The organism is Leucobacter sp. NPDC015123 (assembly GCF_043080205.1).
GTDB classification, from domain to species: domain Bacteria; phylum Actinomycetota; class Actinomycetes; order Actinomycetales; family Microbacteriaceae; genus Leucobacter; species Leucobacter aridicollis_A.
Window position 1 is genome coordinate 1 of the sequence record NZ_JBIBVH010000003.1, and the last position, 24403, is coordinate 24403.

Genomic DNA, 24403 nt, shown 5'->3' on the forward strand with positions numbered 1-24403 from the left:
GAATGATCGTCCACGGGAAACGTTGGGGTGGGCGACGCCTCGTGAGAAACTGAACGAACTATTGGCTGGTGTTGCACTAACACCCTGAAACCGCCCGGTTTCTACGGGTTGATTTCGTGTGCACTCGCGAGAGGCGTGTACATCGGGAGGCGGCAGGTGGCAGGTGGCAGGTGGCAGGTGGCAGGTGGCAGGTGGCAGGTGGCAGGTGGCAGGTGGCAGGCGGCAGACGGTAGGCTGCAGGCGCGGCGCTGGCCCGGTCACGCTGTCGGCGAGGCCCGATGCTCCCACAGCGGCGCGGAGGCTGCCCCACGGTGGCTGGCGCAAGCCGAACCCTGTGGCGCTTCGGGCATACTTGAGGCATGACGGAAGCCTCTGGCGCGGCCAGCCAAGACCACAGTCTGGGGGCTCGGCGCCCCGCACTCGCTCTGCGCCTCTTCGGGCTCTATCTCGCTGGGGCGATCCTGCTCTCCGCGGCAACGCTGTGGCTCGGAGGTTGGCTGTTCCCGTCTGCTGGAGCCCGCTGGCTTATCGCTCCAGCCTCGGTTCTCACGCTTCTGGCTGTCGCTGTCGGCACGCGCCGAAGCCCCGAGCGACTGCGTGCGATCATGCTGTCTGCCCTCGCTGGAACACTGCTCTACGTAGTGAGTGTGGCCTCAGGCGTCATGCTCACCGCCGACGCCCACCAGGCGACCGCGGCCGAGCTGCTCGGCGGCTCGTTCTGGATGTCGTTCGCAATGCTGCTCGTCACCGGTCTCCCGCTAGCCGCCTTCATCGTCGCCGTCGTTGTTGGGGCCGTGCAGCGCCTGCTTGTGAGGAAGCCGCGCGCAGGCCAGCGCTACTTGTAGCCCGAGCCTCAGCGTCCGATCGGAGTGAAGGGCGCCTTGCCTGGCCGTGTGCCGTCTCGGCAAATGCACAACCGGAGCGCGCCCGCCGGATGCTACGTTCGTTGCATGGCTCATATTGATATCGCTGCCGTGAGCTATACGCTCTCAGACGGGCGCCCACTCCTTTCTGAGGTTTCCTTCTCGGTTGGAGAGGGGCAGCGCGTCGCGCTCATTGGGGCCAACGGTGCGGGCAAGAGCACGTTGCTGAAGATTGCCATGGGGGAGCTTCCTGCAGAGTCTGGTGCGGTTGCGACAACCGGGTCTGTCGGGGTGATGCGCCAGTTTATTACCGGTGGCACCGTGCACGAACTGCTGCTGTCAGTGTCTCCTCCGAAGCTCCGGGAAGCGGCGGAGCGCCTCACCCGAGCCGAGGCGAAGATGAATGAGAGCGGTTCGACACAGTCGCAGATGGCCTTCGCAAACGCGGTAACCGCGTGGGGCGACGTGGGCGGCTACGACGCTGAGGTGCTGTGGGATACGTGCACTGTCGCTGCTCTTGGGATCGCCTATGACGAGTGCCGCGACCGCCTGCTCGATTCTCTCTCTGGTGGTGAGCAAAAGCGACTCGCCCTGGAAGCGCTGCTCCGAGGACCAGACGAGCTACTCATTCTTGACGAGCCCGACAACTCGCTCGATGTGCCTGGCAAACGCTGGCTCGAAGAACAACTCAGGGCGACGCACAAAGGCGTACTGTTCGTGAGCCATGACCGGGAGCTGCTCGCGCGAACGGCGACGTCCATCGTCACGCTCGAACTCGGAGCTGCGGGAAGCACCGCCTGGTCACACTCGGGCAGCTTCACGACCTATCATGAGGCGCGCAAACGCCGATTCGAACGTCTCGAGGAGCTCTGCAAGCGCTGGGACGAGGAGCACGCGAAGCTTCGCGAGTTGATGCTCATGTACAAGCAGAAAGCCGCCTACAACTCGGACATGGCCTCCAGGTATCGAGCGGCGCAGACAAGACTCGCGCGCTTCGAGGAGGCTGGCCCACCCGAGGAACAGCCGCACGACCAGCACCTTGAGATGCGCCTCTCGGGAGGCCGCACTGGCAAACGGGTCATCGTCTGCCAGGAACTCGAACTCACTGGGCTGATGCTGCCCTTTGACTTCGAGGCCTGGTACGGGGACCGCATCGCGGTGCTCGGTTCGAACGGTTCTGGGAAGTCCCACTTCTTGCGCCTGCTCGCTGCGGGCGGGAGCGACCCGAATCCGGAGCACGAGCCCGTGAGTGACGTCGAGATCCCCGCGGTCGCTCATACTGGCAGTGCACGGCTCGGCGCGCGAGTACGCCCTGGCTGGTTCGCCCAGAATCAGGGCAGACCCGACCTCCGCGGACGTACGCTGCTTGAGATCCTGCATCGCGGCGACGAACACCGAGCGGGCATGCCGCGCGAGGAAGCCGCTCGTGCACTCGCCCGCTACGAGCTCGCACGCGCCTCCGAACAGCTGTTCGAGTCGCTGTCTGGCGGCCAGCAAGCCCGCTTTCAGATTCTGCTTCTCGAGCTCGGCGGCGCGACGCTTTTGTTGCTTGACGAGCCGACTGACAACCTCGATCTCGTGTCTGCGGAAGCGCTGCAGCATGCCCTCAGCATGTTTGAGGGGACCGTCATCGTAGTGACTCACGACCGCTGGTTCGCCCGCGACTTCGGCCGGTTCCTCGTCTTCGGTAGCGATGGCGACGTTCGCGAGTCGGCGACACCCGTCTGGACCGAGACGCGCGTCGAACGAACGCGTGGTGCGCGATGAGCGGCGTGTTCGGTGCCGCCTATCGCGTACGAGGGGTGGTGCTCGGCTGGGCGACGGCGCTCCTCATCGGCGGGGTGCTGCTTCGGTTGGTGCTGCCTGCGGGCCCCATCGCGAACGTCGCTGGAGTCGTCTCGCTCGTCGCGCTCATCGGGTACGTCGCCGCGGTCGCCGTCTCCTGGGCGGGCCGTTCGCGCGCCGCCGAGTACGAGGACACGCGCGGGGAGGTGTGGGTGCAGCCGCCCGTCCGGGGGCGCTGGCTCGCGCTCAATAGCCCCGCGACGCAGGTACCGAGTCACGGCGTTCGCGGCTACGGTCAGTCGCACGCCGTCGATCTCGTCTATGCCCCGGCAGGTGTCTCCCGCCCAGAGTTTGGCGCGGGGCCGAGCATGCTCCCGGCGACCGACTTTCCCGCTTTCGGGGAGCCGGTGCTCGCGATGCTCGACGGCGTCGTCGAACGCGCGAGCGACTGGCGGCGTGATCACCGCTCACGCTCGACGATGGCCGCGATGCTGTACATCGCGTTCGAAGGGACTGTGCGGTCCATCGGCGGCCCGGGCTTCGTCGTCGGCAATCACGTCGTAATCCGCGGCAGCGACGGGGTTTACGGGGTCGTTGCGCACCTGCGGCGCGGCTCGCTCCGGGTGCGGCCGGGGGAAAAGGTGGTGGCCGGACAGGTGATCGCCGAGTGCGGCAACTCGGGGAATTCGACGGAGCCGCACGTGCACGCTCAGCTCATGGATCGGCGCTCGTTTCTCGTGGCCCAGGGTGTGCCTATGGCGTTTACGGGAATCACGATCGAACCGGCCCCGCTGGCTGCCGCGTCAGACGCCGAGCGCGACGGTGACGCGGCGGCTGAGCCTGCGCCTCAGGCAGGTATGCCGAGGTCGGAAGACTTCATAGAGGCCTAGCTGGCGCGCCCGCGCTGGTGCTGCGCAATGGGTCAGCGACCGGCCCCGGTGCTCCCCAGCCGCTCGAGGAGCCGGTCGGGCAATACCGAGATGAGCGGCCGCGCAAGCCTGTAGCGCCAGTCTGAGACCCGCATGGGCTTTCCTGCGTACACGGCCCGCAGTCCGTCGCTCACGACGCGACCAGCGTCGGCCCAGGCGATTCGGGGAAGAGCTGGGAGGTGGTCCTCGCCCATGCGCTCGTGAAACTCTGTTGCGACGAGGCCGGGGCAGAGTGCTGTCACCCTGACTCCGCGTGCGCGATACCGCGCGTTGAGTGAGCGCGAGAGGGAGACGGCCGCGCTCTTTGCAGCGCCGTATGTGCCGCTTGGCATGAGCGCGGCCGCGCTTGCGACGTTCAGGATCCAGCCCTGGCCCCGCGTGAGCATCCCGGGCACGGCAGCGTGTGCGAGCCGCAGGGGAGCCCAGGAGAGGAGTTCGTGCAGGCGCCGCTCGTCGGTAAGGCTGCTTGTCTCGAAGCTTTCGTAGACGCCGAAGCCCGCGTTGTTGATGAGGATGTCAACTGGCCGTTCTGTGTCCGCGAGTCTGGCGGCGACAGCGTCAAGCGAGGCAGGCACAGTGAGGTCCGCTGCAATGACTTCGACGTCGACTCCGTAGCGGCCGCGGAGCACGTGTGCGAGCCGTTCGAGCCGTGTGATGTCGCGCGCGACGAGCACGAGGTCTACTTGGCGAGCCGCGAGTTGCCGCGCAAACTCGGTGCCGAGTCCGGCTGACGCGCCGGTGATGAGCGCACGGTAGGACATGTCGCGGATTAGTCGCGCTTCGCGGCGGCGCGCTTTGCGGCCTTGTCGACCTGTTCTTGAATGTAGGGGAGCGGGTCGATCGGCACGCCACTTCGCCTGAGGGCGAGGTGCAGATGATCGCCGAACGACATGCCTGTGTTGCCGACCCTGCCGATGAAGTCACCGATTTCGATCTTGTCGCCAACTTTATGGTCGTGGGAATCGACCTGCATGTGGCAGTAGCGGCTGGTGAGGGTCTCGCCGCTGACGTTGTGCTGCAGCTTGATCGAGAAGCCGCAACCGTCAGTGGCGTAGCCCGCCTCGATAACCTCGCCCGAGCCAATTGCGAGCACGGGGGTGCCGCCCGGGGCAGCGATGTCTTGCGCGTCGTGGAACTGTTCGACAGGCGCGGTGCGGTATGCGAAGCCGTCGGTGAGGGGGAACTCCCTGTCGAAGGCGAACCGAATATCTGTTGACTCGAGAGATGCTGGATCGACGAGGCCGGCCTCAGCCGTGATCTGCTTGTAGGATCCTGGGTCGACTCCGAGCTCGACCGAGCCGATGGCATCGAGCGCGTCTTGGGTTGCAGTGACCTCGGAACTCTGGAGCTGTTGGTCCGCCCGGGCTGCCGCAGCCTCAGGGGTGCCGAAGGCATGAGAGAACACGGGAAGCGTGGTTGTGACCGCAAGCGACCCTACGCAGGCAAGTGAGAACGTGGCCGCGACAACGCGCTTCGCACGCGGGCGGCGCTTCGATGTCGGCTCTGCGGCTGTCTGGCGCTCGCTCGAGGGCGCGCCGCCAAGTGCAAACTCGGGCAGCGGCGTGAGGAACAGGCCTTCGAGCTGCTGCGAAGGGGACGTTGGCTGGGCGGCTGTGGCGGTCGAGGCAGTCGGTGTTGCGCCGCTTGTCGCCTGCTCGTTCCGCTCGCGCGCCTCCCGGAGGGAGCGTCGACTTGGATAGGCCGTCGGCTCTTTCGGGGGAAAAGACATGTAGTAGTGCAGAGCGGTAACTTGTTGTCACGAGGGGCCCGACCGCTTCACCCGGTCCCTCGAAGCTGGAATTGTGTAACCATAGCAGAGCCTATCGCGCCCGGGTAGGGCTCCGCCTCCGCCGCGCGGATTGCGGCAAGGTCTGCCGACACCGGCAGTTGCGCAACGTTTGTGCAACGATTCGCAGAATTTTCGCCTCGATTCAGGCAATGTTCAGGCGATATTCATGTCAGCACCAGGCGTTTTTGTCCGTGCCTCGGGGGTGAGGCTGAGTTGCTGATCGTCCCATCGCGTGCGGAGCCATCGATCATGAGACGCGATGACTACGGTTCCTGTGAAGTTCGTGACAGCGAGTTCCAGCGCGTCAGCGAGCGCGGGCGAGAGATGATTTGTTGGCTCGTCGAGGAGAAGGAGGTCAGGCGGTGAAGCGATCAGGATCGCAAGCGCTAATCTGCGCCTCTGGCCAACGCTTAAGGCGGACAGTGGGACGCCCTCGTCGCGGGCGTTCAGCAGCCCGAACGTGCTGAGCGGTCTCTCTGCGGCGAGCCGCGCACCGACGCCATCCGCGTAGACGTCGGTGACTAGTCTGGAATCACCGAGGCCACGGGGATCCGCAAATGTTGCGTCCTGCTCCAAGAGCCCGATCCGCGTGCCGGGCGCGACTCTCAGGCTCCCGGTGCCTGGCTCGCCCGGCCTGGCGAGCAGCGAGAGCAGCGTCGACTTTCCAGCGCCATTGGGCCCCGTGACGAGAAGCTTCCCGCCGCGCCGCAGGATAAACGTGGTTGGGGCAAGCCTGCCGGCGACTGCGATCGATGTCGCGGCAATGACGGGGCCGTCGTCTACCGCAGCGGAGCTACTGTGCGTGTCGCTACCCAAGGAATCGGCTGGCTCGAGTCTTGGCGAGGTAGGCGCTTCGATCCCTGCAAACGCGAGCTCAAGCGGCGGCGCCGCAATCTGCTTCGCGGCGAGCGCGTCGAGGCGGGCTTTCGCGTCGTTGACTCTGCGGGCGACGACGCGTGCGTTGCGGTCTGCATAGAACTTCTGCGCCGCTCGGGTCTCAGTGCGCGGTTTCCACTCCCCGTGCCCAACGATCTGGCCAGCGCCGGCGGAAGCACGCAAGCGGCGAAGCTCGGCCTGTTCGGCAGCATACTGTTCCTCCCAGCGTGAGCGGATCCGCCTTCGCTCTTCGACGTACTGCGAGTAGCTTCCCGTGAACCGTGCCACGCCGATGCCACTGCCTGCGCCGTCCTGAACAAGTTGCGCGGCACGGGTGTGCGGCCGCGGCGTGGGATCGAGGTCGACGAGCGAGGTTGCAGCGTCGTCGAGGAACGCGCGGTCGTGACTCGCGAATAGGACGGGACCATGCCAGCGGGTGAGTGTGTGGATGACGTACGCCGTCGCCTGATCGTCGAGGTGGTTCGTGGGCTCGTCGAGGAGGAGAACATCGGGGGAGTTGAGAATCGTCCACGCGAGCGAGAGCCGTGCCCGTTGTCCGCCTGAGAGTTCCGAGGTTCGGCGATCGCGTGGGATTGACTCGATGCCAAGCCCGGCGAGCGTGCGTTCGACCCGGGTCTCGAGCTCCCATGCCCCGAGGCGCTCGGCGTCGTCGAGGGCCTCGGCGTATGCGGTTTCGCGGGCGCGCAGCTCCGCAGTGTCTCCGGGCGCAGCGAGGGCAGCCCCAGCCGCATCGAGCCTCGCGGCGGCTTCTAGGACCGGCCGTGTCGCTGCGGCGAGCGCGGTCAGGATCGTGTCAGCGCCGGCGAACGGAGGCTCCTGATGGAGTAGCCCGATCCTCGGGCTTCCTCCTCCGGGTGCCGTTGCTGACACGGTCCCTTTGGAAGGGACGAGCGTCCCGGCGGCGATGCGGAGCAGCGTCGACTTTCCGGAGCCGTTCTCGCCGATGAGTCCGACGCGGGCGCCCGATGGGACCGCGAACGTGATGTCGGTGAGCACGCGGCGACCACCGTACGTGTGAGAGACGTCGTCGAGGCGTAGGTGCGTCGAAGCGGGAGCGACCACGACTCAGCTACCTCCGGCTGGTTCGCGAGGCGGAGCCCGCTCGAGCCCGCCGCAATTCTCCGACTTTGACCGTCACAACCCCCGCGACAATGAGGGCGGCGCCGAGCCACTGCATCGGGGTCGGTATGACGGCGAGCAACACGATTGTCCACACGATCCCGAAAAGTGGTTCCGCATATCCAGTGAAACTCGCCACGGTCGCGCCTAACCGACGAGAGGCTGCCACGCCAAGCAGGTACGAGAGGACCGTCGAGATGAGTACCATGCCTGCGACGACGAGCCAGGGAGAGACAGTCGATCCTGCAATGTCGGCGGGCGCATTCGAGAGATGGAATGGCAGCAGGCCGAGCGCGCCGGCGACGATAAGCGGCACCGCACCGACGAGAAGTCCGAGCCCGACAAAGGGGAGCGTTGGGATGCCATGGCCGCCGGCCGCGCCTGTTGCGTAGTACGCGGCATTTCCGGCGGCAGCGATGAGCGCGAACGCGATGCCGAGCGGGTGGAGTGAGACGCCGGCGAGCACCCCTGAGATCGCGACAACGCCGAGCACTGCGACACCGGCGCCCGCAAGCGTAACGCCCGACGGAGCGACCCGGCTGCGCGCCCACATCCAGAAGACGAGCATCACCGGCCCAGTGAACTCGATGAGGAGTGCGAGGCTCGGCGGGATGAACTGGACGGCGAGGAAGAAGGCGAGCTGGCAGCCAGCGACCGCGAGCACGCCGAAGACGACAAGCTGCAGCCATGCGCGCCTAACGAGATCCCACTTTCCGCGCATGAGCAGGAGTGTCGGCCCGAGAAGCACGAGGGCGGACAGCGTAATGCGGGCCGTTGTTGCGGCGCCGGCCGACCATCCGGCGACCATCAGCGAACTCGCGAACACGCCCGAGAGCGCGAACGACGCTGCCGACCCCACCGCGAGCAGAAAGCCAGTCACCGCGGTGCTGGGGGCGGAAGATCGCATCGGTGCCTCTCAGATATTTCCGCCACACCGCGTTGACTGTGGCTGCGTAGCTGAGAGCGTATCGCGTTCCTTGTGCCGCCCGTCGAGATATGGTGGACGTATGGCAACAGAGCTCAACGTAGAACTGTCGGAAACCGCGCGAATCGCCCGCGACCTCATTCGGATCGATACGTCGAACCGTGGAGAGGGCGACGCGAACCCTGAACGTCCAGCAGCTGACTACGTCAGCGCGTACCTGCGCGAGCTGGGGCTCGACCCCGTCACCATCGAGTCTGCACCGGGCCGCGCAAGCGTTGTCGCTCGCGTCGCTGGTCGCGAGCCTGAGCTTCCCGCCCTGGTGCTCCACGGGCACCTTGACGTTGTTCCCGCAGATCCAGCGAACTGGACTGTCGACCCGTTCGCGGGCGTCGTGAAGGACGGCCTGCTCTGGGGGCGCGGTGCTGTCGATATGAAGGACATGGACGCGATGATCCTCACCGCGATCGCTGAGCTTTTGCGTGCTGGCGAGAAGCCGCGACGTGACGTTATTCTTGCGTTCTTCGCCGACGAGGAGAACGGCGGCGTATACGGCTCGCATCACCTCGTTGAGCACTACCCGGAACTCTTCGCCGGTGCGGGATCGGCGATCAGCGAGGTCGGTGGGTACTCCATCGAGATCGCTGGCCAGCGTGCCTACCTGGTGCAGACAGGCGAGAAGGCCCTCGACTGGATCAGGCTGCGCGCTCGCGGAACCGCCGCGCACGGGTCGCGTGTGTGGCACGACAACGCGGTCACGAAGCTCGCGACGGCGGTCGCCGCGCTCGGCAACCATGAGTGGCCGATCGCCCTGTGCGATACGACTCGCGAGCTCATCGACGCGATTGCCGCGATCGTTGGCGAGGATCCGAAACAGATCAACCCAGAAGAGATGGTGCTGAGCCTTGGCAAGGGCGCTGGCCTCATCCAAGCAAGCCTGCGGAACACTTCGAACCCGACAGTGCTCACCGCCGGGTATAAGCACAACGTCATCCCTGACACAGCTGAAGCGCTCGTCGATGTACGCACCCTGCCCGCGGAGCGCGACGATGTGCTCGCAAAGATCCGCGAGCTCGTTGGTCCCGAGATCGAGATCGAGACTGTGCATTCGGACATCGGGCTTGAGGTACCGTTCGCGGGTGAGCTCGTCGAAGCGATGAAGGCTGCGATCGAGGCGCACGATCCGGGCGCTCGCGTGCTGCCGTACCTACTGTCGGGCGGCACCGACAACAAGGCGCTCGCGCGACTCGGCATCACGGGGTACGGGTTCGCGCCGCTGAAGCTTCCGGCCGACCTTGACTTCCCCGGGATGTTCCACGGCGTCGACGAGCGTGTTCCCCTTGACGCGCTTGACTTCGGGCACGGCGTGCTCGCCGATCTGCTCCGCTCCTACTGATCGTTCAGCCCAGCTTGGGCTAGTCTGGACGACGGCCCGCAGCGCGTGCCACGAGACGGAAGGCCACCACCGAATGGGTATTTTCGAGGCGATCATCCTCGGCATCGTGCAGGGGCTCACAGAGTTTCTGCCGGTTTCATCGAGCGCTCACCTCCGGGTGACGAGTGAACTGCTCGGTATCGGAGATGCGGGTGCGGCATTCACCGCAATCACCCAGATCGGCACTGAGGCGGCGGTAATCGTGTTCTTCTGGCGCGACATCGTGCGCATCATCGGCAGGTGGTTCAAATCCCTGTCTGGCAAGACTGTGCCGCGCAACGACCCAGACGCGAAGATGGGCTGGTGGATCATTCTCGGCACCGTGCCGATCGTAGTGCTCGGGCTGCTGTTCCAGGACGCAATCGAAACGACACTTCGCTCGCTCTGGTTCACCGCGATCTCCCTCATCGTGTTCGGCCTCCTGCTCGGCGTTGCCGATAGGGTCGGCCAGAAGGTTCGTCCCATCGAGAAGCTCACCTGGAAGCACGGCCTGATCTACGGTTTTGCCCAGGCCGCCTCGCTCATTCCAGGTGTCTCGCGCTCAGGCGGTACGATCACCGCCGGCCTCTTCATGGGCTACAAACGTGAGGCCGCCGCGCGCTACTCGTTCCTGCTCGCGATCCCCGCTGTGCTCGGCTCTGGCTTTTACCAGGTCTTCAAGGTCATCAAGGCGCCCGAGGCGCAGACGCCGTGGAGCATGACGATCATCGCGACGGTCGTCGCCTTTGTGATCGCCCTCGTGGTTATTGGCTTCTTCATGCGTTACATCTCGAAACGGAGCTTTATGCCGTTCGTGATCTACCGCGTGCTCATCGGTGTCGTCATCATTGTGCTGCTCATCACCGGCGTGCTCACCCCCGGCGGCGAGGTTCCCGCGATCGCGTTCCAGGATGGTGTGCAGTGAGAACATGGACTCCGCCGATAGTTCCTGAGCTTCCCGGGGCTGGCGAAGCGCCCAAGCTCTTCAACACGGCAAAGGGACGGCTCGAGCACCCAGCGATCCAGGACGATCGCGCCACACTCTACGTTTGCGGACTCACACCGTACGACGCGACGCACATCGGGCACGCCTTCACGTACCTGACATTCGACATCATGCAGCGTGCCTGGCGCGACGCCGGCATCGAGACTGTCTACGCGCAGAACATTACCGACATCGACGACCCGCTTCTCGAGCGTGCGAACGCGACAAACGTCGACTGGCGGGCGCTTGCCGACGAACAAGTCGGGCTCTACCGCTCGGACATGCACCGGATCGGGATGATCCCTCCCACGCATTTTGTCGCAGTGACCGAGGCGATCGACGAGATCGCGGACGGCGTGAACCGACTCATGGAACTCGGATACGCCTATCGTGTGCCGACACCGGAGTCGGAGGCCGGCGACGACATCTACTTTGACGTCCGAGGCGCGCAGCAGCAGTCGCAGTGGCGGCTCGGCGACGTCGCGCCCTACGAGCGCGCGCTGCTCGAGACGCTGAGCGCCGAGCGCGGGGGTGACCCAGAGCGCGAGGGCAAGCGAGACGTCCTCGATCCGCTGCTGTGGCGCGCGGCGCGCGAGGGGGAGCCGAGCTGGGGCTCAGTCGTCGGCGAGGGCCGGCCAGGCTGGCACATCGAGTGCACGGTCATCGCCCAGCAGGCGCTCGGCGACCTGTTTACCGTGCAGGGCGGTGGCCACGACCTCGTCTTCCCGCACCACGAGTTCACGGCTGCACACGCGACGGCGCTCTCGGGTAAGCCGCTCGCGCACGCGTACTGCCACGCTGCGCTCGTATCGTACGACGGACACAAAATGTCGAAGTCGCGTGGCAACCTTGTCTTCGTGTCGAAGCTGCTCGATGGCACGCACGCAGGCCACGCTGTCGACCCATCGGCGATCCGGCTCGCACTGCTCGCAAACCACTACCGGAGCGAGTGGGAGTGGTTCGACAGCGACCTCGAGCGCGCCGAGCGTCGGCTCGCTGCCTGGCGAGAGGGGCTCGAACGCGAGAGCGCCGAGCCGGCCTCGTCCGCTGCGGTGCTCCAACAGCTTCGCGCCGCCCTCGCAAACGACCTCGACACGCCAGTCATGCTCGCGACGCTCGACGCAGCCCTCGACGCGGGTGTCGACGATCCCTGCCTCGTCGCGAACGCCGTCCAGGCACTGCTCGGCGTCAGGCTGCAGCCGGAGGAGTAGCGAGCCAACCAGGATGCTCGGGGCGGTTCAGCGCTCAGGCAGGGGCGCCTCGGGATCCTGATCCTGGTCCGATTGGTCACTAGGCTCGTCGGCATCGCCGCGCGCATCCTGCTCGAGGAACTTCTCGAACTCGGCGGCGAGAGCATCGCCAGTCGTCTCCGCAGCGAGCGCGTCGTCGCGCGCCTCCTCGAGGCTGCGAATGTAGCGCGTCATGTCGTCATCGTTTTCGGCGATGCGGTTGATGTTCGATTCCCAATCGGTCGCCTGCGCGAAGAGCTCGCCGCGGGGGATCACGATGTCGAGCAGCTCCTCGAGCTTGTCGAGGATCGCGAGCGTCGCCTTTGGTGATGGCGCCGAGTGCACGTAGTGGGGCACCTGCACCCAGAGAGCGAGGCTCGCAATAGTCGCGGTTTCAAGCGCCATCTCGATTGCAGTCACAATCCCGACGGGGCCTTCGTAGTCGCTTCGTTCTGCCCCGTAGCGCTCCCGCACCTCGGGGTCCTCTGCCGTCACAGTCGTGATGATGGGGCGTGAGTGCGGGGCGTCCGAGTACATCGAGCCGAGGAGCACGACAAGGTCGACACCCCACACTTCGGCGAGTTCGACGACCTCGTCGGCGAAGTTCTCCCAGTCCCTCCCAGGCTCGTACCCCGGGAGGAAGAAGAGGTCGAGCACAGGCGAGCCGTCGATCCGGGTGATCGCATCGGCGTCGCTCGTCTGAGACAGCTGTGCGTCCTGTCCCGGCCTGTGCACGGTCCCGTACAAGCGCGTGTCGGGCCAGTCGATCGTGCGCCGGCCACTCTCGTCGCGGTACATGCGCGGCCGCTGCAGCTGCAGATCGACGAAGCTCTCGCCGCCGATCACGTGCAACAGCTCCGCCTTCTGCAGCTTGATGAGATGCTGCACCGCCTCAGACGTAGCGTCACCAGCGTCGCTCCATCCCTGGAACGCAGCGATGAGCACGCGCGGTGCGAGGTCTGGGGCTGAAGAATCATTCACCTGACCAGACTATCCCCAGGCGTGTGGCGGCTGCGCGCGGCGACTGGTCTCAGCGGTCCAGAGCGATGGGGCGGCGCTGGCGATAGGATTGTGAGAATGACGACTGCGACGACACACGGCCTCCCTGCAGCCGCCCTCTGGGACATGGATGGCACGATCATCGACTCAGAACCGCTCTGGGTCAAGGCAGAGGTCGCGATGCTCGACCGCTACGGCCTCGCATTCCCGGCGGGAACCGAGACGCAGCTCGTCGGGCTTGGCCTCACCGCCGCAGCCGAGCGCTTCCAACAGATTGGCGTACCCCTGAGCGTCGATGAGATCATCGGCGAATGGTCGCGCGCGCTCGTAGCAGGGCTCGCCACGGAGGCGCCCAGGTGGATGCCGGGGGCACTCGAGCTGCTCGCAGAGTTCCGCGAGCTTGGAGTGCCGAACGTGCTCGTCACGATGTCAGTTCGCCCCATCGCAGATGCGGTCGTTGCGCTCCTGCCCGAGGGCACCTTTTCGGCAGTCATCGCAGGCGATGAGGTTGAGCACGAAAAGCCCCACCCCGACCCCTACCTGCGCGGCGCGGCGGCAGCCGGCGCGATCGCTCGAGACTGCATTGCGTTTGAGGACTCGCGCCCGGGCGTCACGTCTGCAGTCGCGTCGGGCGCTGTCGTGATCGCGACGCCAGGTCTGGTACCGCTCGAGTCGGGGCTCGCCCACGACACACGGACAACGCTTTCCGGGCTCGACGCTGCCGGGGCGAGCGCCCTATGGGCGCGGCACCGCACCCATCCAACCGAGGAGAAGACAGTGACCACTCACGAACACCACGCCGCCGAGGCGTCAGACGCCGCCGCACCGGCCGCCGCTGCCGCGGCAACCCCAGCGCTGCGTGGCCCGTTCCAGCTCGGCGATAGGGTGCAGCTCACGGGCCCCAAAGGGCGGATGAACACGATCACGCTGGAAACCGGCGGGGAGTTCCACAGTCACAAGGGCATGATCCGGCACGACGACATCGTCGGCGTACCGGACGCCTCGGTGATTTCCAACAGCAACGGTGAGGAGTACCTCGCGCTCAGGCCGCTGCTCTCCGACTTCGTGATGTCGATGCCCCGTGGGGCGGCGATCGTCTACCCCAAGGACGCGGCGCAGATCATCTCGCTCGCCGACATCTTCCCCGGAGCCCGCGTTGTCGAAGCCGGCGTCGGCTCGGGCGCGCTCTCGCTCCACCTGCTGCGCGCTGTCGGACCGGAGGGCGAAGTGCACTCGTTCGAGCGGCGCGAAGAGTTCGCAGACATCGCCCGCGCGAACGCACGCGCCTACGCAGGGGCGGATCCCGCGAACTGGACTGTGCGCGTCGGCGACCTGCAGGAGGCGCTGCCAAGCGCCCTTGAGCCCGGCTCGGTCGATCGTGTCGTGCTCGACATGCTCGCGCCGTGGGAGTGTGTGGGAGTGACCGCCGAGGCGCTCGCACCAGGCGGTGTCGTCATTTGCTACGTCGCGACGGTCACGCAGCTCTCGCGCACCGTCGAAGAGTTTCGTCGTTCTGGGCTATTCACGCACCCGCAGGCGTCAGAGACGATGGTCCGCGGCTGGCACGTCGAGGGCCTCGCGGTTCGGCCAGACCACCGAATGGTCGGGCACACGGGGTTCCTTGTCACCGCGCGCAAACTCGCCCCCGGCACGAACCTGCCGAGCTTGAAGCGCCGTGCATCAAAGAGTGACTTCACCGACGCCGACATGGCGAGTTGGCTGCCAGACATGGGGGAAGGCGGCGACTCCGAAGCTTGGAGCGAGGAGAACGTCGGCCAGCTCGTGAAGAGCGACAAGATTCTGCGAAAGAAAGCGCGTGAGGCGAAGCGGATTGCAGACCATCGAGTTGGCGCCACCGACCCAGCTGCTGACCAGGCTGAAACCGTCGGCACCGCGCCTGACGCCAACGAGAAGTAAGACCAGACCCCCAGCGCGTACCCGGTAGGATGGCCAGGTTCGCATTCGACGCACTCGAGAGGTGTTCCATGCTTCGTCGCATTGCCCCCGTGGTACTCACCGTTGCTGTTTCAGCAGCAGTTCTGACAGGCTGCAGCTCGGCTGACACAGCCGGCGTTGATCGCGCAGACTGCACCCCGACGCTCGGCGCGGGCGCGCTGAGCGACAGCGTCGTCGTGCTCGGTGGATTCGGCACGGTTCCCGAGGTCTCGATCCCAGCTGACACCACGGCGACTGTTTCGCAGCGCTCGATCGTCGACAGCGCATCCGCGAAGGCGGGCGCCCAGCCCGCGGGGAATAACACGATTGCCTCGGTAAACTTCGCGTTCTACGATCAGGGCACCGGCGAGAAGCTCTTCGAGAGCGCAGGTTTCGGCGGTCAGAACTCCACGAATGAGTTCTTCATGGTCTCGGACGAGTCGATGAACCCGCTCACCGCTGCCATCGAGTGCGCGGTTCCCGGCGAGCGCGTCGTGCTCGCGCTCAGCCCCGAGGACGCCCTGCCGCTGCGCCAGCAGATCGGCGGCACCCCAGAAGCCGCGCTCGTGGCTGTAATGGACGTCGAGGGCGTTTCAGACCTCCAGGCATCAGGCCGCACGAAGGGGCTACCGAACGGATTCCCCGCGGTCGTTACCGACGAGAATGGCGTCCCCGGCGTCGTGCTTCCCCCGCGCGATGCGCCAGTTGGGATCGAATCTGGCGTGCGAATCGCTGGATCGGGCGAAAAGGTTGAAGCCGAGGGGCGCCTGCTTGTTCAGATGCTCGCAGTGAGCTGGGACGGGTCAGTGCTCTCGAACACCTGGACAGCCGGTGGGCCGCAGCTGCTCCCCGGTGAAACAGAGTCAGCGGCGCAGGGCCTTGCCTTCCGTGAGGAGCTCACGGGTAAGAACGTCGGTTCGCAGGTCGTCGTCACTGAGGGCGGGGACAATGCCCGCGTCATGGTGATCGACATTCTCGCGGTGGGATAACACGGGGTCACGAGTGGCCCGGTCTAAGGTTCCGAGCGAAGAACGCGTATTCAGTCTTGTGCTCGCACTCGTTGCGAGCACAAGCGGTCTGACGAAGCACGAGCTGCTCTCTTCCGTCTACGGCTACTCAGACAGGTACCGAGAGGACGCGCAGCGGGCCTCGCTTGAGCGTCAGTTTGAGCGCGACAAAGAGCAGCTGCGTGAGCTCGGCATTCCAGTCGAGGCGGTTGACTCGCCGGGTGAACCGGGCAACAACCAGCTCACGCGCTATCGCATCTCAAAGGCAGCGCTACAGGTCCCGCCCGGGCTGAGCTTCACCGACCGAGAACTCATGATGCTCCGCATGGCGGTGCTCGCGTGGCGGGAGGGCAGCCTCACCGACGAAGCTCGGCGAGCTGCGATGAAACTCGAATCACTCGGCGGTGGGCGCGACGCGCCAAGCATCGGTGTGAACGCGGGTTTTGGCACAGCGGAACCTTCGGCGCCGGCGCTGCTCGCCGCCGTGGAGGCTGGGCAGCTCGTCGAGTTCGACTACCAACTGCCCGACCGCGACGCACCCCTGGCGCGTCGTGTCTATCCATTGCAGTTGCACCGGTTCGAAGGGCGGTGGCACCTGATCGCGTTCGACGCGCACCGGGTCGCGACGCGCGTGTTCCTCCTCGCGAGGATCTCGGGCACTGTGACTGTGTGCGAGCCAACGGCAACCGATCCTGCCCGGCCGGACGAACCTGCCGCGCTTATCCGGCTCGCGGTTGCCGAGATGCAAGCGTTGCAGCGCGAGACCCGCGCAACTGTGCGCGTGCGGACGCACTCGCGCGCCGACGCGCGGTTCTCCCGGGGCGCCGTGGTGTGTTCTGAGGACGCCGGCTCGCGGGTGCTCGAGTTCGGCACTGTTGACATGCACGAACTCGCCGCGATAGTCGCGAGCTACGGCTCGGATGCCGTTGCCCTCGAGCCACCCGAGCTACGTGCCAGAGTGATCGAACTCTTGCGCGCGGTGGATTCGAAGCACGGTGGGACGCCGCCTTGCTGGGGCGCGGATCAGTCGCCCGCCGAATCTGACGGGAGAGACCGCTGATGGCGCGACCACTGCTCGCAAGCGACAAGGTGCTGCTGCTCCTGTCGCTTGTGCCGTACCTCAGGGAACACGGCCCGACGCCAATTCCCGAGCTTGCGCGGACCTTCGAGGTTGAGCCACGGATGCTGCGGAGCCTCATCGCTTTTCTCGGCACCGCAGGCATCCCAGGGGAGACGCTGTCGTACCAGCACAATGACCTGTTTGACATTGACTGGGACGAGTTCGAGGAGCGTGATACTGTCTCGCTCACGCAGACTGTCGCAATTGACGACACGCCGAGGTTCACTGGCGTCGAGACCGCCGCGCTGCTCGCGGGACTCGCGGCGCTTCAGCCGCTTCTGGAGCCAGCCGACGCCCAGGTCGCGGCGGATCTCGGCGCTCGCCTCGGTGCGGCTATGGGATCGGCGCAGGTGCCGTCTGTGGCGGTCTCACAGACTGACCATGACGGCAACCTTTCGCTCATCGTTCGCGCGATCGAGCGGGGAGACCGCGTACGCTTCAGCTACCGCGACGCGGCTGGCGACGAGAGCTCTCGCACCGTTGTTCCCCAGTCGCTTACTGAACGGGAGGGCGTCTGGTACGTGCACGGCTACAACGTTGAACGCGCAGCCGAGAGGACGTTTAGCGTTGCGCAGCTCAGCCAGCTCACTGCTCTGGACAGCGACAGTGCGACTCCGGTTTCCGCCGATGCCGCGGAATCAGATACCTCCGGCAGATCACCGCAATTGCCCGGTGGCGACGCGGCCGATACCCGACCAACTCGCGCCGGAACCGAGATCCTCGCCGTCGTGCCCACGCGACTACTCGGCGCGATCCGCGGATTCGCGCCTGAGGTTGTGACGAAGCACGAACGCCCGCTACCCGAGGGTGCGTGCCTCGTGCGCATTGACGCCTGGCACCCCGGTGCGGCCGTGCGGCTCGCCCAGCACGGGCCGGGTGAGATTGAGATTGTTGCGCCGCATGCAGCACGTGTTGCTGTGAGCGAGTGGGCCGAGTCAGCCCTCTGGGCATACGGCGAGTAGCGCGGCTTTCAAGAGGCAGAAAACGATACACTGACGCCATGGCGAAAGAGGGACGCGGCCCGCGTAACCGAGAAGGACGAATGAGCCTTGGCGAGCATCTCGTCGAACTCAGAAAGCGCCTGATGTACGCCGCGCTCGGGCTCGTGGTTGGGCTCGTCGGTGGCTTACTCGCTGTCGACTGGGTGTGGGACATGCTGCGCGAACCGATCAACGCGCTCCAGCTACAGGGCCGCAACGCTACCCTCACGTACGGTGCAATCACGGAAGCGTTCGACCTGCGGATTCAGATCGCGCTCTTCATCGCCGTCGTCATCTCCGCTCCGATCTGGCTGTACCAGGTGTGGGCGTTTCTCGCCCCCGGTCTCAACCGCAAGGAGAAACTGTACGGTGTCGGGTTCCTCGCAGCCGCAGTTCCACTCTTTCTCGCTGGCGTCTACGCTGCCTGGTCGGTGCTGCCGAACATCGTGCGCCTCATGGCGACCTTTCAGCCCTCCGAAGACGCGTTTTTCTTGAGCGCCAGGCTCTACATTGACTTCTCAGTAAAGCTCATGCTCGCTGTCGGGGTCGGCTTCGTCATGCCAGTCGTGCTCGTCATGCTGAACTTCGTCGGCATTATTCGCGGAAAGACGATCCTCAAGGGGTGGCGAGTCGCGATCCTCATCATTGTGCTCTTCGCGGCCCTCACCACGCCCGCCGCCGACCTCTGGAGCATGTTCCTGCTCGCGGTGCCGATGGTGCTGCTCTACTTTATTGCCGTCGGTATTGCGATCTTGCACGACCGCCGCGTCGATAAGCGGCGCGCCGCGGAGTTTGCCGAGTACGGCATCGACATGAGTCACCCCGATCTCAGCGAACTCGACAACGACGCCCCAAATGCCCGGCCCGCCAAGCCCCGAGAGGCAAACACAGACACGTGAACGACACGCCAGCTCAGCCAGTAGTGCCGGTTGACCCGGCCGCAAACACCCCAACTGACTCCGCGCTCGCGCACTTCGAGTCGCGCCTCGAATATCCGCTCGACCCGTTCCAGCGAAACGCATGCGAGCGGCTGGAGGCAGGACGCAGCGTGCTGGTGGCGGCCCCCACGGGCTCGGGCAAGACAACCGTCGCCGAGTTTGCCGTCTATCTTGCGCGGCGTGAACGAGATGCGAAGATCTTCTACACAGCGCCGATCAAGGCGCTGTCGAACCAGAAGTTTCACGAGCTGTGCGCAGAGTACGGCGAAGACGAGGTGGGGCTCCTCACTGGCGACGTCAACATCCGCGGCAGCGCGCCGATCGTCGTGATGACGACGGAGGTGCTCCGCAACATGATCTACGCGGACTCAGACACACTTGACGACCTCGCGTTCGTCGTGCTCGATGAGGTGCATTATCTCGGCGACCGCTTCCGCGGGGCGGTGTGGGAGGAGATCATCCTGCATTTGCCAAAGCGTGTCAGGCTGGTATCGCTCTCGGCGACGGTCTCAAACGCTGAGGAGTTCGGTGACTGGATGCACGCCGTGCGGGGCGAGACCGACGTGGTGTTGTCGGAGGTGCGGCCTGTTCCCCTGTACCAGCACGTGCTCACGAGCAAGGAATTGCTGCCGCTCTTCGTTGACAAGCAGGGCGAACTCGCGCGCGGCGGCAAGGTCAACCCTGAACTGCGGATGCTTGGAAACCGCGGACGTGGGGGCCGTGGCGGCGACAGACGCAGGTCGCGTGGCGGCCCGCCGCAGCGTCGCACCCGCCGCGTCTCGCGCGCAGACATCGCGCGGGCGCTTGATGAGACGAAACTGCTTCCTGCGATCGTCTTTATCTTCAGCCGCAACGGCTGCGATCAGGCAGTCAGGCAGTGCCTATACGACGGCATCGCCCTGACGAATCGTGAGGAACGCGCCGAGATCAGGCGGGTCGCCCAGCAGCTCATCGATACGCTCAGCGATGAGGATCGCCGCGTGCTTGAGACGCGTGAGTGGCTTGCCGGGCTCGAGCGCGGCATCGCCGCGCACCACGCCGGGCTGCTGCCAGCCTTCAAAGCGGTCGTCGAACAGCTCTTTCAGCGCAGGCTCGTGAAGCTCGTGTTCGCGACGGAAACACTCGCGCTCGGAATCAACATGCCCGCCCGCGCTGTTGTTATCGAGCGCCTTGACAAGTTCAACGGGGAGCAGCGAGTGCCGCTCACCTCGGGTGAATTCACTCAGCTCACGGGGCGTGCTGGTCGACGCGGGATTGACGTGGAAGGCCACTCGGTTGTGGTGTGGAGCGATGCCGTCGATGTCGATGAGCTGAGTCAGCTCGCGGGCACGCGATCGTTCCCGGTCAAGTCAACGTTCCGGCCAACCGCAAACATGGCTGTCAACCTGCTGCAGCGCCTGAGCTACGTGCAGGCCCGCGACACGCTCGAACTCTCGTTCGCGCAGTTTCAGGCAGATCGCGCGGTTGTCGATCAGGCACGCGAGCTCCAGTCAGCACAGTCCTCGCTCAAGGGCTACGAAGCTGCGGCAGCACGCGCTCAGGGTTCTGACAAGAAGCGCTGGGAGGACAGAGCGCGCAAGCTCCGCAGGCAGCTCGAGCGAGGTAGACGGCAGGTCGCCAACCGCACCGGCACGATCGCGCGGACGTTTGAGCGTGTCGTCGAGGAACTCCTTGAGCTTGGCTACCTGGAGGGCGATACGCGCACTGGTGAACTCGAGGTTGCACCCTTTGGTGAGCTTCTGCGGCGAATCTACGGTGAACGCGATTTGCTCGTTGCCGAGTGCATCCGTGATGACCTGTGGCGTGGGCTCGACGCGAACGGGCTCGCTGCGATGTGCTGTGCACTGAGCTACGAGCCGCGCCGCGATGACGAGGGTGGCGAGCGGGGACCGGGCGGCAAGTTCGCGCAGTCCTTCGACCGTGTCATCAACCGGTGGGTGGAGCTCGACGATCTCGCCGACAGGTACAGGCTGCCGCGACCAGATATGCCCCACGCGGGACTCGCCGGCGCAATGTACGACTGGTCGAAGGGCGCGACGCTTGAGCGTGTACTCGAATCCAGTGGGGTTGGTGCTGGCGACTTTGTGCGGTGGGCGAAGCAGACGATTGACATGCTCGATCAGGTCGCCCAGGCGTGCGAGGTCGCCCTGACGCTCGAAGCCCTTGAACACGAGGCTGCACGGTTTGGGCTGCTCGCCGCGCTCGCCCGCGACGCGAAGCGCTCGATCCGCCGGGGCATCGTGGAGACCTCGAGTTCGTCGTGACAGACACATCCGTGAATCAGCAGCCCGGCCGGTTGCCCTGGTGGATCGCGCTGCCAGCCGCGGTCGTAGGTGGCCTACTATTTGACGTCGCGAACCCAGGGGCCGCGATCTGGCCCCTCGTGTTTCCAGCCGTCGCGCTCTTGCTCGCCTCGTGGTGGCAACAGCGAGCTGGCGTGGCAGCGCTCGCCGGGTTGGCAGCAGGCGCAGCGTTCTGGCTGACGCACCTCCATTGGCTGACGCTCTACCTCGGCCCGGTGCCGTGGCTTGGACTCGGGCTCGTGATGACCGCGTGGTTCGTGTTACAGGGAACGGTGACCGGAGCTGTGACCCGGGCGATCTGGAAGCTCTGGCCATGGCGAGGTGCGACGCAGGGGAAGCGGCGACTGGCCCCGCTCGGGCTGATTGCCGGGCAGGCGGTCGCCGCTGCGGGCATCTGGGTGCTCCGGGAGGGGATCCAGGGGACGTGGCCCTATGGCGGGTTCCCGTGGGGGCGGGTCGCGCACGTGTTTGCCGACGCTTCGTTCGGCGCCCTCGTGTCGTGGGTCGGCTTCGCAGGTCTCAGCGGCCTGATTGTGTTCGCCGTCGCGCTCGTCGTCGGCGGATGTTTCGGCGCCGGTCACGGTGCGAGACTGTTCGGCGCGAGCTTCTCTCATCGCGCCCGTTCCGTGGCGGCCAGTGGCGGGCTGCTAGCTGGCGGTGTCGTCCTCGTGCTTGGGATGCTCGCGCTTGTGCCGCCTGCGGCGCTCGAGCAGACTGGCAGCCTTCGTGTCGCTGCCGTGCAGGGCAACTCGAAGTCGGGCATCTTCGATGACCGCGAATCCGGTGACGTCTACGCTGACCACGTGCGCGGCACAGAGGAACTGCTTGACGAGCTCGAGGCGACGGATGACCGCGTCGACGTGATCCTCTGGCCAGAGAACTCCGCTGAGTTTGGCCTCACGGACAACCCGCTCCGGGGACGGGAAGTCGCGCTGCTATCGAAACGCGCAGGAGCGCCGATCGTTGTAGGTTCCGTGCTCGCGAACGAGGACGGAACCTACACCAACAGTTCAGTCGTGTGGGGGGCGGAGGGCCAGTCCGAGTCAGACGCTGGGACTCGCTACGACAAGCGGTTCCCCGTACCGTTCGCCGAGTACATGCCGAACCGCAGCTTCTTTCGGGCGCTCGCACCGGACCTCGTTGACCTTGTACAGCTCGAATACGAGGCGGGGGAGTTTGAGCCCGTGCACGGCTTTGAGGCACTCGGACGCGAGGTCGTCGCCGGCGTCGCGATCTGCTTCGACGTTATCTTTGACGACCAGGCTGAGCGCATGGTCTCCAACGGTGCCGAGGTCATCTTTGCACCCACGAACAACGCGGACTTCGGGCGCACGGACGAAAGTGTCCAGCAGCTGCAGATCGCGCGCCTGCGCGCAATCGAAACCGGCAGAGCGCTCGTGAACATTTCGACAGTTGGCACAAGCCGGATCATTGCCCCTGACGGGCACGACCTTGACGGTCTCGAGCCGTTCACGCGGGGTGCGATGGTCGCAACTGTACCGCTTGTGCAGGGTGAGACGCCGGCGCTCGCGTATGGCGCACTCATTGCGGCTGCCTGGATGACTGCGGGTCTCGCAGGTATGGGACTCTCGGTGTACTGCAGGTTGCGTCGGGGGTAACTCGGCGAAGCTACTGGTCGCTCGTGCCGCGGCGCGCTCGTAGGAGTTTCAGCCGCTCGGCGAGCAACTCCTCGAGCTCCTCGCGACTGCGCCGCTCAATGAGCATGTCCCAAGGCGTGCGCTGGGAGTTCTCCTTGGCCTCGAGCTCAGCGCGGGCGGTGCGCCCGGCCTCGTCGTCGAGAAACCCGATCTCGCCGCTGCGCTGGTCAACCCATTCTGGCGGTGGTTCGGCGTCGGCGTCGAAGACGACTGCGAAGACCACACCCTTGTCAGTGACGTACTCGACTTTGCGGCGCGGCGAGAGCTCAACGCCGGTTTCGCCCTGCAAGCTTGTCGAACCGATTCGTGAGCCTTTAAGTGTTCGATCGGCCATGAAGCCTCCCTCGCCATCGGCGGCGATGGGGGTGAGCCGCGGGGGTAGGGCTCTGCCGCCGAGTTCTTCGCAGCGTATCGCGATTTGAGCCCCGAGTACACCCCTTTTTCGCGGTCAGCGTCATCGCGCTCGGTGTGCGGCGTGCGGACAGGTCCGGCCGTGAGGCATACTCCAGCTCGCCCGGTTGTGGACTACGCTTGGACACGATCAAACGTCAACCTACTTGCACGCTGAGGAATTCATACTGTGACTGAGACCGTAGCCACCCCGCCGCTTGAAGCTAAGAGCCTGGAAGGCCGTCGGGCGCTCGTGACGGGCTCCTCTCGAGGGGTGGGCGCAGACACCGTCCGCTATTTCGCTGAGGCAGGCGCAGATGTCGTCGTGAACTTCCGCAACAAGGCGCCGCGTGCTGAGAAGCTCGGCACCCAGCTCCGCGAACTCGGCGTCCGGGCGCTCGTGCAGGGAGCTGACCTCACAGACGAGCAGTCTGTCACCGAGATGATGGAAGCCATTCGCGCCGAGTTTGGCGGCCTCGACATCCTTGTGCTGAACGCCTCTGGCGGCATGGAAGGCGGCATGGCCGAGGACTACGCCCTCCAGCTCAACCGCGACGCGCAGTTGCGAGTGCTCGACGCTGCGCTGCCGCTTATGGGGGAGGGATCGCGTGTCGTCTTCGTGACGAGCCACCAGGCGCACTTTATCCGTACGACTCCAACGATGCCCGAGTACGAGGCTGTCGCACTCTCGAAGCGTGCCGGTGAGGACGCGCTCCGCGAGCGGATCGCTGAGCTCGCTGAGCGCGGCATCGGGTTTGTCGTAGTGTCGGGCGACATGATTGAGGGCACGGTGACGGCGACGTTGCTCAACCGCATGAACCCTGGCGCAATCGAGGCGCGCCGCGAGCAGGCAGGCAAGCTGTACAACGTCGCCGAGTTCGCTGCTGAAGTCGCTCGCGCCGCGGTTGAAGAGGTTCCCGCTGACAACACCCGTCTCGTCGGTGACGTGTCGAGCTTCGGCGCCTAGCCCGACCGCAGCGGCCGCGTAGCTGGCGGCTTGAACTCCTGCGATCTGCCGTAGGTCTGTCCAAAGATCATATTTTGGCCAGAGACCTACGGCAGATCGCTTTTTTGTGCCTGCTGAGGACTCGCGGGCGGGGGCGTCGGCCGAGCTCGACGGTGTGATGTTCGACCAAGCGTC

20 protein-coding genes and 1 pseudogene are annotated in these 24403 nt (G+C 65.6%); 15 read left to right on the forward strand and 6 right to left on the reverse strand.

Annotation, left to right across the window (positions count from 1 at the left end; translation table 11 throughout):
• Positions 1–359 precede the first annotated feature (359 nt).
• The 3 genes from ACF07D_RS06700 to ACF07D_RS06710 all read left to right on the forward strand — a co-directional run bounded on the left by ACF07D_RS06700 (position 360) and on the right by ACF07D_RS06710 (position 3538).
• The gene (locus ACF07D_RS06700) at positions 360–845 is read left to right on the forward strand and encodes a hypothetical protein (RefSeq protein ID WP_391504368.1); all 486 of its coding nucleotides are present in this window, start codon (positions 360–362) and stop codon (positions 843–845) included.
• A 105-nt stretch (positions 846–950) separates the two neighbouring features.
• Positions 951–2630, forward strand: coding sequence for an ABC-F family ATP-binding cassette domain-containing protein (locus ACF07D_RS06705; RefSeq protein WP_391504369.1), 1680 nt, complete (start codon positions 951–953; stop codon positions 2628–2630).
• Positions 2627–3538 carry a M23 family metallopeptidase gene (locus ACF07D_RS06710; protein ID WP_391504370.1) on the forward strand — a complete coding sequence of 304 codons (912 nt, stop codon included), beginning with the start codon at positions 2627–2629 and terminating at the stop codon, positions 3536–3538. Before ACF07D_RS06705 ends, ACF07D_RS06710 begins: the two co-directional genes overlap by 4 nt.
• 32 nt (positions 3539–3570) lie before the next feature.
• Here ACF07D_RS06710 and ACF07D_RS06715 read toward each other — a convergent pair whose 3' ends face one another.
• From ACF07D_RS06715 to ACF07D_RS06730, 4 genes are all read right to left on the reverse strand, one after another.
• Positions 3571–4338, reverse strand: coding sequence for an SDR family NAD(P)-dependent oxidoreductase (locus tag ACF07D_RS06715; protein ID WP_391504371.1), 768 nt, complete (start codon positions 4336–4338; stop codon positions 3571–3573).
• 8 nt (positions 4339–4346) lie between these two features.
• Positions 4347–5306, reverse strand: coding sequence for a M23 family metallopeptidase (locus ACF07D_RS06720; RefSeq protein WP_391504372.1), 960 nt, complete (start codon positions 5304–5306; stop codon positions 4347–4349).
• 213 nt (positions 5307–5519) lie between these two features.
• Positions 5520–7325 (reverse strand): ABC-F family ATP-binding cassette domain-containing protein, encoded by a 1806-nt coding sequence (locus ACF07D_RS06725; protein WP_391504373.1) that lies wholly within the window; start codon positions 7323–7325, stop codon positions 5520–5522.
• A gap of 7 nt (positions 7326–7332) precedes the next feature.
• Positions 7333–8289: a DMT family transporter gene (locus ACF07D_RS06730; protein WP_391504374.1), complete on the reverse strand. Its 957-nt coding sequence runs from the start codon at positions 8287–8289 to the stop codon at positions 7333–7335.
• Positions 8290–8389: 100 nt separating this feature from the next.
• On the opposite strand from ACF07D_RS06730, the gene ACF07D_RS06735 reads away from it, so the two are divergent.
• The 3 genes from ACF07D_RS06735 (at position 8390) to mshC (ending at position 11914) form a co-directional block, all read left to right on the forward strand.
• On the forward strand, positions 8390–9700 hold the full coding sequence (locus tag ACF07D_RS06735; protein WP_391504375.1) for a M20/M25/M40 family metallo-hydrolase: 1311 nt from the start codon (positions 8390–8392) through the stop codon (positions 9698–9700).
• Positions 9701–9773: 73 nt separating this feature from the next.
• A complete protein-coding gene (locus ACF07D_RS06740; protein ID WP_119279514.1) occupies positions 9774–10643 on the forward strand; it encodes an undecaprenyl-diphosphate phosphatase in 870 nt (289 codons plus the stop codon).
• A complete protein-coding gene (mshC, locus tag ACF07D_RS06745; RefSeq protein ID WP_391504376.1) occupies positions 10640–11914 on the forward strand; it encodes a cysteine--1-D-myo-inosityl 2-amino-2-deoxy-alpha-D-glucopyranoside ligase in 1275 nt (424 codons plus the stop codon). Before ACF07D_RS06740 ends, mshC begins: the two co-directional genes overlap by 4 nt.
• A 27-nt stretch (positions 11915–11941) precedes the next feature.
• On the opposite strand, the gene ACF07D_RS06750 is transcribed toward mshC, so the two are convergent.
• On the reverse strand, positions 11942–12913 hold the full coding sequence (locus ACF07D_RS06750; RefSeq protein WP_391504377.1) for a PAC2 family protein: 972 nt from the start codon (positions 12911–12913) through the stop codon (positions 11942–11944).
• A gap of 96 nt (positions 12914–13009) precedes the next feature.
• On the opposite strand from ACF07D_RS06750, the pseudogene ACF07D_RS06755 reads away from it, so the two are divergent.
• The 8 genes and pseudogenes from ACF07D_RS06755 to lnt all read left to right on the forward strand — a co-directional run.
• A pseudogene (locus tag ACF07D_RS06755) lies at positions 13010–13567 on the forward strand (HAD family hydrolase); the annotation flags it as partial.
• 219 nt (positions 13568–13786) lie between these two features.
• On the forward strand, positions 13787–14848 hold the full coding sequence (locus ACF07D_RS06760; protein ID WP_391504680.1) for a tRNA (adenine-N1)-methyltransferase: 1062 nt from the start codon (positions 13787–13789) through the stop codon (positions 14846–14848).
• Positions 14849–14916: 68 nt separating this feature from the next.
• The gene (locus ACF07D_RS06765; RefSeq protein WP_391504378.1) at positions 14917–15855 is read left to right on the forward strand and encodes a peptidylprolyl isomerase; all 939 of its coding nucleotides are present in this window, start codon (positions 14917–14919) and stop codon (positions 15853–15855) included.
• A gap of 13 nt (positions 15856–15868) precedes the next feature.
• The gene (locus ACF07D_RS06770; RefSeq protein WP_391504379.1) at positions 15869–16933 is read left to right on the forward strand and encodes a helix-turn-helix transcriptional regulator; all 1065 of its coding nucleotides are present in this window, start codon (positions 15869–15871) and stop codon (positions 16931–16933) included.
• The gene (locus tag ACF07D_RS06775; RefSeq protein ID WP_391504380.1) at positions 16933–17955 is read left to right on the forward strand and encodes a helix-turn-helix transcriptional regulator; all 1023 of its coding nucleotides are present in this window, start codon (positions 16933–16935) and stop codon (positions 17953–17955) included. The genes ACF07D_RS06770 and ACF07D_RS06775 overlap by 1 nt, the downstream gene beginning before the upstream one ends.
• A gap of 38 nt (positions 17956–17993) precedes the next feature.
• A complete protein-coding gene (gene tatC / locus ACF07D_RS06780; protein WP_391504381.1) occupies positions 17994–18872 on the forward strand; it encodes a twin-arginine translocase subunit TatC in 879 nt (292 codons plus the stop codon).
• Between the two features lie 23 nt (positions 18873–18895).
• On the forward strand, positions 18896–21175 hold the full coding sequence (locus ACF07D_RS06785; protein WP_391504681.1) for a DEAD/DEAH box helicase: 2280 nt from the start codon (positions 18896–18898) through the stop codon (positions 21173–21175).
• Between the two features lie 11 nt (positions 21176–21186).
• Positions 21187–22833: an apolipoprotein N-acyltransferase gene (lnt, locus tag ACF07D_RS06790; protein ID WP_391504382.1), complete on the forward strand. Its 1647-nt coding sequence runs from the start codon at positions 21187–21189 to the stop codon at positions 22831–22833.
• A 10-nt stretch (positions 22834–22843) separates the two neighbouring features.
• On the opposite strand, the gene ACF07D_RS06795 is transcribed toward lnt, so the two are convergent.
• The gene (locus tag ACF07D_RS06795) at positions 22844–23206 is read right to left on the reverse strand and encodes an RNA polymerase-binding protein RbpA (RefSeq protein WP_119279533.1); all 363 of its coding nucleotides are present in this window, start codon (positions 23204–23206) and stop codon (positions 22844–22846) included.
• A 246-nt stretch (positions 23207–23452) separates the two neighbouring features.
• On the opposite strand from ACF07D_RS06795, the gene ACF07D_RS06800 reads away from it, so the two are divergent.
• Positions 23453–24229: an SDR family oxidoreductase gene (locus tag ACF07D_RS06800; RefSeq protein WP_119279545.1), complete on the forward strand. Its 777-nt coding sequence runs from the start codon at positions 23453–23455 to the stop codon at positions 24227–24229.
• Positions 24230–24403 lie beyond the last annotated feature (174 nt).

What these genes read in the sequence shown, in the direction of transcription:
- ACF07D_RS06700 (WP_391504368.1), top strand. Translation starts at nt 360, where the DNA reads ATGACGGAAGCCTCTGGCGCGGCCAGCCAAGACCACAGTCTGGGGGCT.
- ACF07D_RS06705 (WP_391504369.1), top strand. Translation starts at nt 951, where the DNA reads ATGGCTCATATTGATATCGCTGCCGTGAGCTATACGCTCTCAGACGGG.
- ACF07D_RS06710 (WP_391504370.1), top strand. Translation starts at nt 2,627, where the DNA reads ATGAGCGGCGTGTTCGGTGCCGCCTATCGCGTACGAGGGGTGGTGCTC.
- ACF07D_RS06715 (WP_391504371.1), bottom strand. Translation starts at nt 4,338, where the DNA reads ATGTCCTACCGTGCGCTCATCACCGGCGCGTCAGCCGGACTCGGCACC.
- ACF07D_RS06720 (WP_391504372.1), bottom strand. Translation starts at nt 5,306, where the DNA reads ATGTCTTTTCCCCCGAAAGAGCCGACGGCCTATCCAAGTCGACGCTCC.
- ACF07D_RS06730 (WP_391504374.1), bottom strand. Translation starts at nt 8,289, where the DNA reads ATGCGATCTTCCGCCCCCAGCACCGCGGTGACTGGCTTTCTGCTCGCG.
- ACF07D_RS06735 (WP_391504375.1), top strand. Translation starts at nt 8,390, where the DNA reads ATGGCAACAGAGCTCAACGTAGAACTGTCGGAAACCGCGCGAATCGCC.
- ACF07D_RS06740 (WP_119279514.1), top strand. Translation starts at nt 9,774, where the DNA reads ATGGGTATTTTCGAGGCGATCATCCTCGGCATCGTGCAGGGGCTCACA.
- ACF07D_RS06765 (WP_391504378.1), top strand. Translation starts at nt 14,917, where the DNA reads ATGCTTCGTCGCATTGCCCCCGTGGTACTCACCGTTGCTGTTTCAGCA.
- ACF07D_RS06775 (WP_391504380.1), top strand. Translation starts at nt 16,933, where the DNA reads ATGGCGCGACCACTGCTCGCAAGCGACAAGGTGCTGCTGCTCCTGTCG.
- tatC (WP_391504381.1), top strand. Translation starts at nt 17,994, where the DNA reads ATGGCGAAAGAGGGACGCGGCCCGCGTAACCGAGAAGGACGAATGAGC.
- ACF07D_RS06795 (WP_119279533.1), bottom strand. Translation starts at nt 23,206, where the DNA reads ATGGCCGATCGAACACTTAAAGGCTCACGAATCGGTTCGACAAGCTTG.